Origin of the sequence: Paraburkholderia tropica, assembly GCF_914484835.1 — a bacterium.
Lineage (GTDB): Bacteria > Pseudomonadota > Gammaproteobacteria > Burkholderiales > Burkholderiaceae > Paraburkholderia > Paraburkholderia tropica_A.
On the sequence record NZ_CAJZAR010000077.1, the window covers coordinates 118,620 to 131,986 of the forward strand.

Genomic DNA, 13,367 nt, shown 5'->3' on the forward strand with positions numbered 1-13,367 from the left:
CCTTCGCTGTGTTGCCTTGCGCGCAGCGGCACGCGGCGTGCTGCCGATATAATCTTCGGCTCTTTTTTGGCTGGCTGCGGCGTGCGGCCTTGCACCCATGCTCGCCGGCCTTGGTGGCAGTCACCTGGGGTATTCACCCTGGGTCATTCACTTTGCGGCGGTCCTTCGGTCAGCCCATCGCCGACATGGTTAACAGGAGCAATATGAAGCAGCTTGTCGTGCCCCTCACCCTTTCGCTCACGCTCGGCGCCTGCGCCTGGTTTCAGGGCAACCCGGATTCCGGCCAGCCCGTCATCGACTCCACGACCAACCGCTCGGTTCAGGATGTGATCTCCTGCCTGACCGTGGAAGCAACGCGGCACGGCTCCAGCTTCGGCACCTCGGCGCTTCCGCAAGGCGAAATGCTCGACTTCGGCGATTCGAACGTCATCAAGGTGCGCGCCGACAATGGCACGACCACCTATCGTTTTTACGCGGGCAAACGCCACGCGAAGAACCTGTGGATTGAGGGCGCGAGCAAGACCTGCGCACCCTGATTCTGGAATCGCGGTCCGCGCTGCGGAACACCGAAAGCGCTTATGCACCTCGCATTAACACCTGCTTACTGGGCGTAACGCCGTGTAGTACCGCGACACAATTGGGCGGACGGTTTTAAGAATCGTTTAAGTCTTCGTCCGCATCATCGCGTCACCCAGAAAGACAACGTAGCAGGAGGTGCCCGTGTACTGGACCAGTTCGAAGACTCAAGCGGCAAGCAGCGAGCAACCGGCGAAGCCCGCGAAGCGCAATATCCTGCGCCGGTTGTTGAGCCATCACGAGCTCGCCACGCTGCTGCTGCTGTTGCATGCGCCCATCGACGCGCACGCCAAACCCGAGATCGCCATGCTCCAGGAAGCAGGCCTCGTGGAGCAGGTGCCCGGCGACGTCGCCGCGGGCGCCACGAAGATCCGCCTCACGACCGAAGGCAATGCGGTGCTGCAAGGCCTCGGCCTCGCGCGTTAAGGCGCACGTACAGTTTCGATACGGATTCCGCGCCGGTCCCACAGCCCGGGATCGCGCAAACAAAAAAGGCGGCACGCATAACGTGCCGCCTTTTTTATTGCCCGCCGCGCCCCGCTTCGGGCGGCCTAATTCGGTAGCGGCTTAAGCCGCCTCGCGTTCCATCGGCGCGGCGTCGTCCTGTAGACGCAGCAAGCGATAACCGCTCTTATAAACCGGCTGCAAGCGGTAGCCGTTGTGCTGCTCGATGTCGAGCAGCACCCGCAGCCGCGAAACGTGGCTGTCGATCGTGCGCGTGAGCGTCTGCAACTCGCGGCCCCAGACCATCGCGTAAATATGATCGCGCGACAGCACGCGCCCGACGTTCGCAAAGAACAGCGAAGCCAGCCGATACTGCGTGCCCGACAGCTCCACACTCTTGCCGCGCACCGTGACGGCCTGACGGCGCATGTCGAAACGATACGGGCCGGCGTCGAGCGTCACGTTGTCGAAGCGGTCGGGAAACGCGCGCCGCAGCAGCGCATTCACGCGCGCGCGGAACACCGACGGACACACCGGCAGGCTCACGTAGTCGTCGGCGCCCACGGAAAAGGCGCGCAGCACGCTGTCGTCGGACGTGTCTTCCGAGGCGAACAGCACCGGGATCTGATTGCCGTTGATCGCGCGGACCGTCTTCAGCAGCTCCGTGCCCGACAGCCGCGTGCCTTGCCAGTCGAGCACCAGCATGTCGACGGTGGAAGCGGCGAGCGCCTTGGCCAGCGAAATGCCGTCGCTGAACGGCATGCACGCATGCCCACTTTGCCCGAGCACCCGCTCGATCTGCGCGCGCTGGACGGGGTCGCGCTGGAGAATCGCGATACGCATGAAGACACCTCTCTTGGACAAACAACCTGGGCGCAATTCTGTGGAGAATTGCAAAGGCCGCCCATCAGAGGAGTCCGAATTGCGCCCGAATTGCGCAACAACGGGCCGCATTCCTACGACGACACCACCAAACCTGACAGGAATCCTCCAGAGTCCGATGCCGGGCGCATCGTCGGCTTACTGTAAAATCGCGGATTGGTCTGCGTCGGCGCGCGCCCTACCCGGAGCCGCGCGCCGTTTCCCGTTCCTTGTGCCTATCAGGCACCCGCGATCCGCGCCCGACCGCCGCCGCCCGCCGCGCCACCCGCGCGCCTGCCGGTGAAGCCAAAAGACGTGCCGTCCCACGGCCCAAAACAACTTCTCGGTTTTCGGACATGCAAGCTACGGATCTGGGCGCTCAGGCGAGCGCACCGGCGCGCGCGCTCACGCGCAGCGACTACAAAACGCTCGGCCTTGCCGCACTCGGCGGCGCGCTCGAGTTCTACGACTTCATCATCTTCGTGTTCTTCGCACCGGCCATCGGCCAGCTGTTCTTTCCAGCGGCGATTCCCGACTGGCTGCGCCAGCTGCAAACCTTCGGCATTTTCGCGGCCGGTTATCTGGCGCGTCCGCTCGGCGGCATCGTCATGGCGCACTTCGGCGACCTGCTCGGCCGCAAGCGCATGTTCACGCTCTCCGTCCTGCTGATGGCGCTGCCGACGCTCGCGATGGGCTGCCTGCCGACCTACGCGACGATCGGCGTATTCGCCCCCGTGCTGCTGCTCGCGCTGCGCGTGCTGCAAGGCGCGGCCGTCGGCGGCGAGGTGCCGGGCGCGTGGGTGTTCGTCTCCGAGCACGTGCCGAGCCGCCATATCGGCTACGCGTGCGGCACGCTCACGGCGGGTCTGACCTTCGGCATCCTGCTCGGCTCGCTGATCGCGGCGGCGGTGAATCATCATTTCGCGCCCGCCGAAATCTCGGCGTGGGCGTGGCGCGTGCCGTTCCTGATCGGCGGCGTGTTCGGCCTGTTCTCGGTGTATCTGCGCCAGTGGCTGCACGAAACGCCCGTGTTCGCGGAGATGCAGGCGCGCAAGTCGCTCGCCGACGAAGTGCCGCTCAAGGCCGTGCTGCGCGACCATGGCCGCGCCGTGATCGTCTCGATGCTGCTCACGTGGATGCTCTCGGCGGCCATCGTCGTCGTGATCCTGATGACGCCGCCGCTGCTGCAGAAGCAGTTCCATCTCGACGCCACCACCACGCTGCTCGCCAACTGCGTCGCGACGCTGTTCCTCACCGTCGGCTGCGTGAGCGCGGGCGCGCTCGCGGACCGCTTCGGCGCGCGCCGCGTGCTGGCGATCGGCGGCGTGGCGCTGGCCATCGCCTATTACACGCTGTTCCGCCAGCTCGCGGTCGACAGCTCGCTGCTGATGCCGCTCTACGCGATCGCGGGCCTGCTGGTCGGCACGATCGGCGCGGTGCCGTTCGTGATGGTCAACGCGTTCCCGGCCGTGGTGCGCTTCTCGGGCATCTCGTTCTCGTACAACGTCGCTTACGCGGTGTTCGGCGGCCTCACGCCGATCGTCGTCGCGCTGCTGATGAAGTCCGAGCCGCTCGCGCCGCCGTATTACGTGGCCGCGATCTGCGTGCTGGGCGCGCTGACCACGCTGTTCTTCAAGGATCCGGTGCGCACGCGCTGATCGCGCCCTGAAAAACCGCGCCGTGGCGCCCTATCGTTCGCGATACGGCGCCATTTTTATTGGCGCCGGGCGCGGGACTGGAACATGCGCCGACGTTTCGTCTCAACCCGAAACGTCGACGCCCTCACGCGGCCTACCATGAGTCGCATGAAACCCGCCCATTCCCCCTCCGCCCCGCCCGCGCGCTTCACGCCGGCGCTCGCCCGCATCGTCGCCACCGTGAGCGTGGGCTTCGTCGTGACGCAGCTCGACGTCACCATCGTCAATATCGCGCTCGCGCGCATCGCCACCGATCTGCACGCCAACATCGCGCGGCTGCAATGGATCGTCGATGCCTATACGCTCGCCTTCGCCGTGCTGATGCTGTCCGGCGGCGTGCTCGGCGACCGCTATGGCGCGCGCCGTCTCTACGCGGCCGGGCTGGTGGTGTTCGCGCTCGCCTCGCTGGCCTGCGGGCTCGCCGCCGATCCGGCCTTGCTGATCGCCGCGCGTGCGTTGCAAGGCGCGGGCGCCGCCGCGATGCTGCCGAACTCGCTCGCGCTGCTCAACGAGGCCTGCCGTCACGAGCGCACGCTGAGGGCACGCGCCGTGGGTTTCTGGACCGCCGCCGGGGCGATCTCGATCGCCGCCGGGCCGGTCGCGGGCGGCCTGCTGATCGCGGCGTTCGGCTGGCGCAGCATCTTTCTCGTGAATCTGCCGCTGTGCGCCGCCGGGCTGGCCGCCACGCTGCTCTGGATTCCCGCGCCGCGCCGCGAGCCAGCGCCGGCATCCGGCACAAACGCCACCGCACGCAGCCTCGATCTGCGCGGCCAGTTGCTCGCCATCGTCGCGCTCACGGCGTTCACGGGCGCGGTGATCGAATGGCGGCCGCTCGGCTTCTCGCACTGGGCGGTCTCGGGCGGGTTCGCGCTCGCGCTGATCGCGGGCGTGGCGTTCGTGATGCTCGAAGCGCGCATCGCTTCGCCGATGCTGCCGCTCGGCCTGCTGCGCAACCGTAATTTCAGCGCGTCGGTGCTGTTCGGTGTCTGCGTGAACCTCACCTACTACGGCACGGTGTTCGTGCTCGCGCTGTTTCTCCAGCACGCGCGCGGCCAGACGCCGTTGCAGGCCGGCCTCACGTTCATCCCGCTCACGGGCGGCTTCCTGCTCTCGAATATCGCGAGCGGCCACGTGGTCGCGCGTTTCGGCACGCGTTTGCCGATGATCGGCGGCGCGCTGGTCGCGGGGCTCGGCTACGCGCTGCTGATGCCCGTCGATGCGGGCACGCCCTTGATCGCGCTGCTGGCCGCGTTCCTGCTGATTCCGTCGGGGATGGGCCTCGCCGTCCCCGCCATGACGACAACGGTGCTCTCTTCGGTCGAACCGGCGCGCGCGGGCACGGCCTCGGCGCTGCTGAACACGGCGCGTCAGGCGGGCGGCGCGGTAGGCGTGGCGGCGTTCGGCGCGCTCACGGGCAGCGGCGCGGCGGCGCAGGTCGTGAGCGGCCTGCATGCCGACGCGGCGATTTCGGCGATCCTGCTGCTGATCGCGGCGGCGCTCGCGTGGTTCGTGCGCGCGGACGCCGCCCACGCGCCGCCTGCCGCCGCTGAAACGGCGACGCGCATGAAGGCATCGCGCTGATCGAAAGAGAAGGACGCGCCGCGAAGGCAAACGCCTGGCGGCGCGGTAGCGATGAGAAAATCCCGCATGACGCACGCGTGACAAGGCGCACCGACGCCAGCACGCGCGGACACGCAAACGCAAAGACTCGCTAGAGCGACGTCTCCTGAATCTCGCCCGTCGCGAGCGCGCGCGCGATCAGTCCCTCGCTCTGCGCCTTGCGGATCGCGTGGGCGACCAACTGCTCGGGCTCCTCGAGTTCGGCCTTGAGCGCGCCGAGCAAACCGGACGCGTCGAGGATCACGAGGGTCTTGGCCGTATCGGCGGCGCTGATCAGCACGCGGCGCGTGCCGTCCTCGGCCAGGCTCGCGCAGAATTGCCCGGTCGTGCCGCCCACGTTGAAATCGAAGTTCTGGATCAAAGCCGGCTCCTTGCGTTCAGGGGATCGGGTCGCGGCGCGGCGCTCAGCCTCGCAGGCCGCCGCGCGGCGCGCGCATTCCATCGATAGAAGCACGTCCCGCGCCCGTTACCGTGAGCAGCAAAAATCCGCCGGCAATGGCGACGTTCTTCCAGAAGTGCACGGCCGCTTCCTGCTGCTGCGCGGCATTGGTGAAGTTCCAGAAGTCATGCCCGAGCACGGCCGTGACGATAGCGTACACGGCCAGCAAGAACGCGATGGCACGCATGCGCACGCCGAAGATCAGTGCGAGCGAGCCGAGCAGTTCGACCGCGATCACCACGGGCGCGGCGACCTGCACATACGGCACGCCGCGCGAATGCAGGTAGCCGACAAAGCCCGCATAACCCAGCAGTTTCATGGCGCCGCCCCACAAAAACAGGATCGCGAGCAGGATGCGGGCGATGAAAATGATCAGGGAATCAGCGGGTCGTGTCATGGAAGGCTCCGTTTCGCAATATGGCAGTGACACCTGTCCTGTCATACAGTTCCCCGCATACGGGACAGACCCGATACGGCCGGAGCGCGGCAGCGCGCGAATTAATTCGGACTGCCACTCAAATGGCGTGGACTGAAGAATGGGCGTGCGGCCGATGCCATGCGCGTATACCCGCAATTTTCGCAAGCGCCCGCAATCTGCTGAAGAATGCGCGGCCGTTGCGCCATCATGCCGGCACGCTGGCACACTCAATGCTTATGACGGATGCCGTGTCCTCGATGCGCGTCGAGCCAGCGCGTGACACGCGCCTCGAATCCGCCGCGATGATGGCGCGACGCGGCCCACATGGCGGCGCAAATGAGCACCATCACGGCCGGACCCAGCAGATAAGCGACAACCGTTTCCCTCATGGCCTTCTCCCGCCATGCCGCCAGCACGAAAGTGAAATTGCATTCTAGGCGATCGAACGCACAGCGATAAGTGGCTTGTGCGCACACCGGACGCGTCGATACACGCGGGATTCCCATGATGCCCGCATCGCCGCCCCGACAAAAAAAGAATCGCACGCAGGCGGCACGTTCATTACGTCTGAGGTAATCGCGCGACGTCGTGATTTCGCTAGAATCGGCGCCATGAACACGCCCGCGCCCCGGTTCACGTCTCAACTCGCCATGCCGGCTTCCAGCGACCTGCGCCGCGGCGTCGGCGAACTGTTGCGCGAATGGCGGCAGCGCCGGCGCATGAGCCAGTTGCTGCTCGCGACCGAAGCGGAGATTTCCACGCGTCATCTGAGTTTCGTGGAATCGGGACGCGCCTTGCCGAGCCGCGAAATGGTGATGCATCTCGCCGAGCGTCTCGACGTGCCGCTACGCGAGCGCAACGCGCTGCTCGTTGCGGCCGGCTACGCGCCGCTCTATCGCGAACGCGCGCTCGATGATCCGCAACTGGCCGCCGCGCGCGAAGCGGTCGAACTCGTGCTGCACGCTCACGCGCCTTATCCCGCTCTCGCGGTCGATCGACACTGGAACATCGTGGCCGCCAACGATGCGCTCGCGCCGCTCGTCGGCAACGCCTCGCCCGCGCTGCTGGCCGCGCCCGTGAATGCGCTGCGCCTCTCGCTGCATCCCGACGGCATCGCGCCGCGCATTCTCAACTGGCACGCGTGGCGCGCGCATCTGCTCGCGCGCCTGCAACGGCAGATCGACGCGAGCGCGGACCCGGCGCTCGCCGCGCTGCACGACGAACTCGCCGCGTATCCCGCGCCGCCGCAAGCGGGTCACGCGACGGTCGAACCGATCCAGCATCACATCGCAGTGCCCTTGCACGTGCGCACCGCGCTCGGCGACCTCGCGTTCTACAGCACCACGACCGTGTTCGGCACGCCCGTCGATATCACGCTCTCCGAGTTGGCGATTGAAGCGTTTTTCCCCGCCGATGAATCCACGGCCCGGGCATTGCAGGCGCAGCGCAATTAAAAGCCAATTAACGCATCACGCGATTGCAATTGACACATTCCCGGCGCCGGTTCACCCTGGAAATCGCGCTTCAATTGCCTTGTTCAGATCCACGCCCGCCAATCCCTTTCTTTCGCCGATGTAAATCCCGCGCGACGCTACGCCGCGCATCCGTTGCAAAACCCGCACCGAAGCTTTAGATCATTTCAACGCGATTCTGGCGAATATTAAAAACGCCTTTCATACACTGATCGCGCCGAAATACCCGGTAAACAAAGGACATTTCGACGACGGAACGTATTCATTTCAGATAAAAAAATCAAACATTTCCATTCGATACGATATTCCCACACAAATATAACGAGACGATACATAACGTCTTCCAGGACAAACTGCATACACACAAATAACGCCTCATGCACAATGCCTCCACGCACTTCTTTTGATTTATATCTCGATACCTTCTCGACGTCCGCATTCGGCAAGAAGCGTCAATTAACATTTGATGCATTAGCTTTACTTGTTAAGCCGCATATTCTTAAATAAGCCTGTCCCCACGGGTTGTCTGGAGGTGTCATGAGCCATTTTCTGGATCGTCTGCGTTATTTCACGACCGCGAGACCACAGTTCGCAGACGGACACGGCGCCGTCACAGACGAAGACCGAAAGTGGGAAGACGCCTATCGCACGCGCTGGGCGCACGACAAGATCGTGCGCTCCACGCACGGCGTGAACTGCACCGGCTCGTGCTCGTGGAAAATCTATGTGAAAGGCGGCATCGTCGCGTGGGAAACGCAGCAGACCGACTATCCGCGCACGCGCCCCGACATGCCCAATCACGAACCGCGCGGCTGCTCGCGCGGCGCGTCGTACTCGTGGTACCTCTACAGCGCAAACCGTCTCAAGTACCCGCTCGTGCGCAGCGCGCTCGTCAAGCTGTGGCGCGAGAAGCGCCGCACGCTCGGTCCGGTGGACGCCTGGGCCGCCATCGTCGACGACGAAGCCGCGCGCAAAAGTTATCAATCGCGTCGCGGACTCGGCGGTTTCGTGCGCGCCGACTGGGCCGCGGTCACGGAGATCGTGGCCGCCGCGAACGTGCACACGGTCAAGCGCCACGGCCCCGACCGCGTGATCGGCTTCTCGCCCATTCCCGCCATGTCGATGGTCTCGTATGCGGCGGGCTCGCGTTATCTCTCGCTGATCGGCGGCGTGTGCCTCTCGTTCTACGACTGGTATTGCGACCTGCCGCCCGCCTCGCCGCAAACCTGGGGCGAGCAGACCGACGTGCCCGAATCGGCGGACTGGTACAACTCCACCTTCATCATGATGTGGGGGTCGAACGTGCCGCAAACGCGCACGCCCGACGCGCACTTCATGGTCGAAGCGCGTTATCGCGGCGCGAAGATCGTGTCGATCTTTCCCGATTACGCGGAAGGCGCGAAGTTCGGCGACATCTGGCTGCATCCGAAGCAAGGCACCGACGCGGCGCTCGCGCTCGCGATGGGCCACGTGATCCTCAAGGAATATCACCTCGCGGGCAAGAGCGCATATTTCGCCGATTACTGCCGCCGCTTCACCGACATGTCGTGCCTCGTCACGCTCGTCGAGCGCGACGGCCAGTACGTGCCCGACCGCTATCTGCGCGCCTCCGACTTCGCCGACTCGCTCGGCCAGTCCAACAATCCCGACTGGAAAACCGTGGTGATCGATTCCGCGAACGGCGCGTTCGCCGTGCCGGCTGGATCGGCGGGCTTCCACTGGGGCCAGCAGGTGGGCGGCGATCTCGGCAAATGGAATCTGCGCGAGGAAAACGCCCAGGGCGAGCCGCTCACGCCCGCGCTCTCGCTCGTCGCGGGTCACGACGACGTGGTGGACGTCGCGTTCCCCTACTTCGGCAACGTCGCGCACGCGCACTTCGCGCATACGGAGCACCAGTCGATCCTCTCACGCCGCATCGGCGTGCGCCGCGTGGCCACGCGCGAAGGCGAGCGGATCGTCGCGACCGTCTACGACCTGTTCGTGGCGAACTACGGGCTCGATCAGGGCCTCGGCGGCAAGGACGTCGCGCACAGCTACGACGACGACGTGCCCTACACGCCCGCCTGGCAGGAAGCGATCACCGGCGTGAAGCGCGCGGACGTGATCAACGTCGCGCGCCAGTTCGCCGAGAACGCCGACAAGACCGAGGGCAAGTCGATGGTCATCATCGGCGCGGGCATCAATCACTGGTTCCATATGGACATGGCGTACCGCGGCATCATCAACATGCTGGTGATGTGCGGCTGCGTGGGCCAGTCGGGCGGCGGCTGGTCGCATTACGTGGGCCAGGAAAAGCTGCGTCCGCAAACGGGCTGGACCGCGCTCGCGTTCGCGCTCGACTGGAGCCGTCCGCCGCGCCAGATGAACGCGACCTCGTTCTTCTATGCGCACACCGACCAGTGGCGCTACGACCCGATGAATCCGACCGACCTGCTCTCGCCGCTCGCGGATAAATCGGCGTATCACGGCGCGCCGATCGACTACAACGTGCGCGCGGAACGCATGGGCTGGCTGCCTTCCGCGCCGCAACTGAAGCGCAATCCGCTCGATCTCGGACGCACGATCGGCGACGCGGCGCAAGCGGGCGCGAGCGTTGCCGCGAGCCTCAAGGACGGCAGCCTCAAGCTCGCCTGCGAAGACCCCGACGATCCGTCCGCGTTCCCGCGCAACCTGTTCGTGTGGCGCTCGAATCTGCTCGGCTCGTCGGGCAAGGGCCACGAGTATTTCCTCAAGCATCTGCTCGGCACGACCAACGGCGTGCAGGGCGAGGAAATGTCGAAGCAAGGCGCGCCGCATCCCGAGGAAATCGTCTGGCACGACGAAGCGCCGCGCGGCAAGCTCGATCTGCTCTGCACGCTCGATTTCCGCATGTCCACGACCTGCATGTATTCGGACATCGTGCTGCCCACGGCCACGTGGTACGAGAAGGACGACATGAACACCTCGGACATGCATCCGTTCATTCACCCGCTCTCGGCCGCCGTCGATCCTTCGTGGCAGGCGAAAAGCGACTGGGAAATCTTCAAGAGCATCGCGAAGCGCTTTTCGGAATTGAGCGTCGGGCATCTGGGCGTGGAGCGCGACGTGGTGCTCTCGCCCATCGCGCACGACGGTCCGGGCGAACTCGCGCAGCCGTTCGGCGTGGCCGACTGGAAGCGCGGCGAATGCGAGCCGGTGCCGGGCAAGACCATGCCGACCGTGGCCGTGGTCGAGCGCAATTATCCCGAGACCTATCACCGCTTCACCTCGCTCGGCCCGCTCATGGACAAGCTCGGCAACGGCGGCAAGGGCATCAGCTGGAACACGCAGGACGAAGTGAACCAGCTCGGCGATCTGAACTATCGTTACGCGAACGAGCCCGCATTCGGCGACGCCGCCGGCCGCCCGCGCATCGAATCCGCGATCGACGCCGCCGAAACCATTCTCTCGCTCGCGCCCGAAACCAACGGCGAAGTCTCGGTGAAAGCGTGGGAAGCGCTCAGCAAGATCACCGGCATTCAGCACGTGCATCTGGCCGAAGCGCGCGCCGACGAAAAGATCCGCTTCCGCGATATCCAGGCGCAGCCGCGCAAGATCATTTCGTCGCCCACCTGGAGCGGCATCGAATCGGAACATGTGTCGTACAACGCCGGTTATACGAACGTGCACGAGTTGATTCCCTGGCGCACGCTCAGCGGCAGACAGCAGCTTTATCAGGACCACGAATGGATGCGCGCATTCGGCGAGGCGCTGTGTGTCTATAAACCGCCCATCGACACGGGCAGTTACGAACACATGGTCGGTTCGCGTTCGAACGGCAATCCCGAGATCGCGCTGAACTTCATCACGCCGCATCAGAAGTGGGGCATTCACAGCACCTACACCGACAATCTGCTGATGCTCACGCTCTCGCGCGGCGGTCCGATCGTGTGGATTTCCGAGCAGGACGCGCAGCAGATCGGCGTGGTCGATAACGACTGGATCGAGTGCTACAACTCGAACGGCGCCTTGTGCGCGCGCGCCGTGGTGAGCCAGCGCATTCCGCGCGGCATGGTGATGATGTATCACGCGCAGGAAAAAATCGTGAATACGCCGGGCTCGGAAATCACCGGCACGCGCGGCGGCATTCACAACTCGGTCACGCGCATTTCGCTCAAGCCCACCCACATGATCGGCGGCTACGCGCAACTGGCTTACGGCTTCAATTACTACGGCACGGTCGGGTCGAATCGCGACGAGTTTCTCATCGTCCGCAAGATGAAGAACGTCGACTGGCTCGATGGCGAAGAAACGCCCGTGGGCGCCTTGCCGCCCGTCGTTCGCGAAGGAGAAACGTCATGAAGGTGCGCGCGCAGATCGCCATGGTGCTGAACCTCGATAAATGCATCGGCTGCCATACGTGTTCGGTCACTTGCAAGAACGTCTGGACGAGCCGCGAAGGCATGGAATACGCGTGGTTCAACAACGTCGAAACGAAGCCGGGCATCGGCTATCCGAAGGATTGGGAAAATCAGGAGCGCTGGCGCGGCGGCTGGGTGCGTAAAGCCGACGGCAAGATCGAGCCGCGTCTGGGCAACAAGTGGCGCTTGCTCGCGCAGATTTTCGCGAATCCGCATCTGCCGGAAATCGACGACTACTACGAGCCGTTCACGTTCGATTACGCGCATTTGCAGGAAGCGGGCAATACGAAGGCCACGCCGGTCGCGCGGCCGCGTTCGCTGGTAAGCGGCGAGCGCATGGAGAAAATCGAATGGGGGCCGAACTGGGAAGAAATTCTCGGCGGCGAATTCGAAAAGCGCTCGAAGGATTACAACTTCGAGAACGTGCAGAAAGAGATTTACGGTCAGTTCGAAAATACGTTCATGATGTATTTGCCGCGCCTGTGCGAGCACTGCCTGAATCCGGCGTGCGTGGCGGCCTGTCCTTCGGGTTCGATCTACAAGCGCGAGGAAGACGGCATCGTGCTGATCGATCAGGACAAGTGCCGTGGCTGGCGCATGTGCGTATCCGGCTGCCCGTACAAGAAGATTTACTACAACTGGCAGAGCGGCAAGGCCGAGAAGTGCATCTTCTGTTATCCGCGCATCGAGGCGGGCCAGCCGACCGTGTGCTCGGAAACCTGCGTGGGCCGCATCCGCTATCTCGGCGTGATGCTCTACGACGCGGACCGCATTCAGCAAGCCGCGAGCGTCGCCAATGAAAAGGATCTGTATCAGGCGCAGCTCGACGTGTTTCTCGATCCGTTCGATCCGGCAGTGATCGCGCAAGCCGAACGCGACGGCGTGCCCGCCTCGTGGATCGACGGCGCGCAACGCTCGCCGGTCTACAAGATGGCGATCGACTGGCGCATTGCGTTTCCGCTGCATCCCGAGTTCCGCACGCTGCCGATGGTCTGGTACGTGCCGCCGCTTTCGCCGATCAACGCGGCCGCCAATAGCGGCGATCTCGGCATGAACGGCTGGCTGCCCGACGTGCATTCGCTGCGCATTCCGCTGCGCTATCTGGCGAACCTGCTCACGGCCGGCGACGAACAGCCCGTACAGGTCGCGCTCGAACGGCTGCTCGCGATGCGCGCGTTCATGCGCGCGCGTCACGTCGATCGCGTCGACGCGACGCAAGTGCTCACGCAAGCGGGGCTCTCGCTGCATCAGGTGGAAGAGATGTATCGCTATCTGGCGATTGCGAATTACGAGGACCGTTTCGTGATTCCCACGACGCACCGCGAATACGCGGAAAACGCCTTCGATCTGCATTCGTCGTGCGGCTTCACGTTCGGCAACGGCTGTTCCGATGGACGCAGCGAGGCGAGCCTCTTCGCGCCGAAATCCGGCCATCGCAACATTCCGATTCAGGAGATCTGA

At 64.6% G+C, this 13,367-nt stretch carries 11 protein-coding genes; 7 read left to right on the top strand and 4 right to left on the bottom strand.

Annotated elements, in window-relative coordinates; translation table 11 throughout:
• Positions 1–203: 203 nt before the first annotated feature.
• Positions 204–536 (top strand): hypothetical protein, encoded by a 333-nt coding sequence (locus tag LDO54_RS28945; protein WP_224014471.1) that lies wholly within the window; start codon positions 204–206, stop codon positions 534–536.
• A gap of 184 nt (positions 537–720) precedes the next feature.
• On the top strand, positions 721–1,002 hold the full coding sequence (locus tag LDO54_RS28950) for a hypothetical protein (RefSeq protein WP_224014473.1): 282 nt from the start codon (positions 721–723) through the stop codon (positions 1,000–1,002).
• Between the two features lie 141 nt (positions 1,003–1,143).
• On the opposite strand, the gene LDO54_RS28955 is transcribed toward LDO54_RS28950, so the two are convergent.
• On the bottom strand, positions 1,144–1,863 hold the full coding sequence (locus tag LDO54_RS28955; protein ID WP_224014475.1) for a response regulator transcription factor: 720 nt from the start codon (positions 1,861–1,863) through the stop codon (positions 1,144–1,146).
• 374 nt (positions 1,864–2,237) lie between these two features.
• Between LDO54_RS28955 and LDO54_RS28960 the strand changes: the two genes are divergently transcribed.
• The gene (locus LDO54_RS28960) at positions 2,238–3,539 is read left to right on the top strand and encodes an MFS transporter (protein WP_224014476.1); all 1,302 of its coding nucleotides are present in this window, start codon (positions 2,238–2,240) and stop codon (positions 3,537–3,539) included.
• Between the two features lie 147 nt (positions 3,540–3,686).
• Entirely contained in the window at positions 3,687–5,159 is a 1,473-nt protein-coding gene (locus LDO54_RS28965) for an MFS transporter (protein ID WP_224014478.1), read from the top strand.
• Positions 5,160–5,289: 130 nt separating this feature from the next.
• Here LDO54_RS28965 and LDO54_RS28970 read toward each other — a convergent pair whose 3' ends face one another.
• The 3 genes from LDO54_RS28970 to LDO54_RS28980 all read right to left on the bottom strand — a co-directional run bounded on the left by LDO54_RS28970 (position 5,290) and on the right by LDO54_RS28980 (position 6,822).
• Positions 5,290–5,559, bottom strand: coding sequence for a hypothetical protein (locus tag LDO54_RS28970; protein WP_224014480.1), 270 nt, complete (start codon positions 5,557–5,559; stop codon positions 5,290–5,292).
• A gap of 43 nt (positions 5,560–5,602) precedes the next feature.
• The gene (locus LDO54_RS28975; protein ID WP_224014481.1) at positions 5,603–6,034 is read right to left on the bottom strand and encodes a DoxX family protein; all 432 of its coding nucleotides are present in this window, start codon (positions 6,032–6,034) and stop codon (positions 5,603–5,605) included.
• A 248-nt stretch (positions 6,035–6,282) separates the two neighbouring features.
• Entirely contained in the window at positions 6,283–6,822 is a 540-nt protein-coding gene (locus tag LDO54_RS28980) for a hypothetical protein (RefSeq protein WP_224014527.1), read from the bottom strand.
• Here LDO54_RS28980 and LDO54_RS28985 point away from each other — a divergent pair.
• The 3 genes from LDO54_RS28985 to narH all read left to right on the top strand — a co-directional run bounded on the left by LDO54_RS28985 (position 6,706) and on the right by narH (position 13,367).
• The gene (locus LDO54_RS28985) at positions 6,706–7,509 is read left to right on the top strand and encodes a helix-turn-helix domain-containing protein (RefSeq protein ID WP_224014525.1); all 804 of its coding nucleotides are present in this window, start codon (positions 6,706–6,708) and stop codon (positions 7,507–7,509) included. The genes LDO54_RS28980 and LDO54_RS28985 overlap by 117 nt on opposite strands.
• A gap of 555 nt (positions 7,510–8,064) precedes the next feature.
• A complete protein-coding gene (locus LDO54_RS28990) occupies positions 8,065–11,847 on the top strand; it encodes a nitrate reductase subunit alpha (RefSeq protein ID WP_224014483.1) in 3,783 nt (1,260 codons plus the stop codon).
• On the top strand, positions 11,844–13,367 hold the full coding sequence (gene narH / locus LDO54_RS28995) for a nitrate reductase subunit beta (RefSeq protein WP_224014485.1): 1,524 nt from the start codon (positions 11,844–11,846) through the stop codon (positions 13,365–13,367). The genes LDO54_RS28990 and narH overlap by 4 nt, the downstream gene beginning before the upstream one ends.

What these genes read in the sequence shown, in the direction of transcription:
- LDO54_RS28945 (WP_224014471.1), top strand. Translation starts at nt 204, where the DNA reads ATGAAGCAGCTTGTCGTGCCCCTCACCCTTTCGCTCACGCTCGGCGCC.
- LDO54_RS28955 (WP_224014475.1), bottom strand. Translation starts at nt 1,863, where the DNA reads ATGCGTATCGCGATTCTCCAGCGCGACCCCGTCCAGCGCGCGCAGATC.
- LDO54_RS28960 (WP_224014476.1), top strand. Translation starts at nt 2,238, where the DNA reads ATGCAAGCTACGGATCTGGGCGCTCAGGCGAGCGCACCGGCGCGCGCG.
- LDO54_RS28965 (WP_224014478.1), top strand. Translation starts at nt 3,687, where the DNA reads ATGAAACCCGCCCATTCCCCCTCCGCCCCGCCCGCGCGCTTCACGCCG.
- LDO54_RS28975 (WP_224014481.1), bottom strand. Translation starts at nt 6,034, where the DNA reads ATGACACGACCCGCTGATTCCCTGATCATTTTCATCGCCCGCATCCTG.
- LDO54_RS28985 (WP_224014525.1), top strand. Translation starts at nt 6,706, where the DNA reads ATGCCGGCTTCCAGCGACCTGCGCCGCGGCGTCGGCGAACTGTTGCGC.
- LDO54_RS28980 (WP_224014527.1), bottom strand. Translation starts at nt 6,822, where the DNA reads ATGACGCGTGGAAATCTCCGCTTCGGTCGCGAGCAGCAACTGGCTCAT.
- LDO54_RS28990 (WP_224014483.1), top strand. Translation starts at nt 8,065, where the DNA reads ATGAGCCATTTTCTGGATCGTCTGCGTTATTTCACGACCGCGAGACCA.
- narH (WP_224014485.1), top strand. Translation starts at nt 11,844, where the DNA reads ATGAAGGTGCGCGCGCAGATCGCCATGGTGCTGAACCTCGATAAATGC.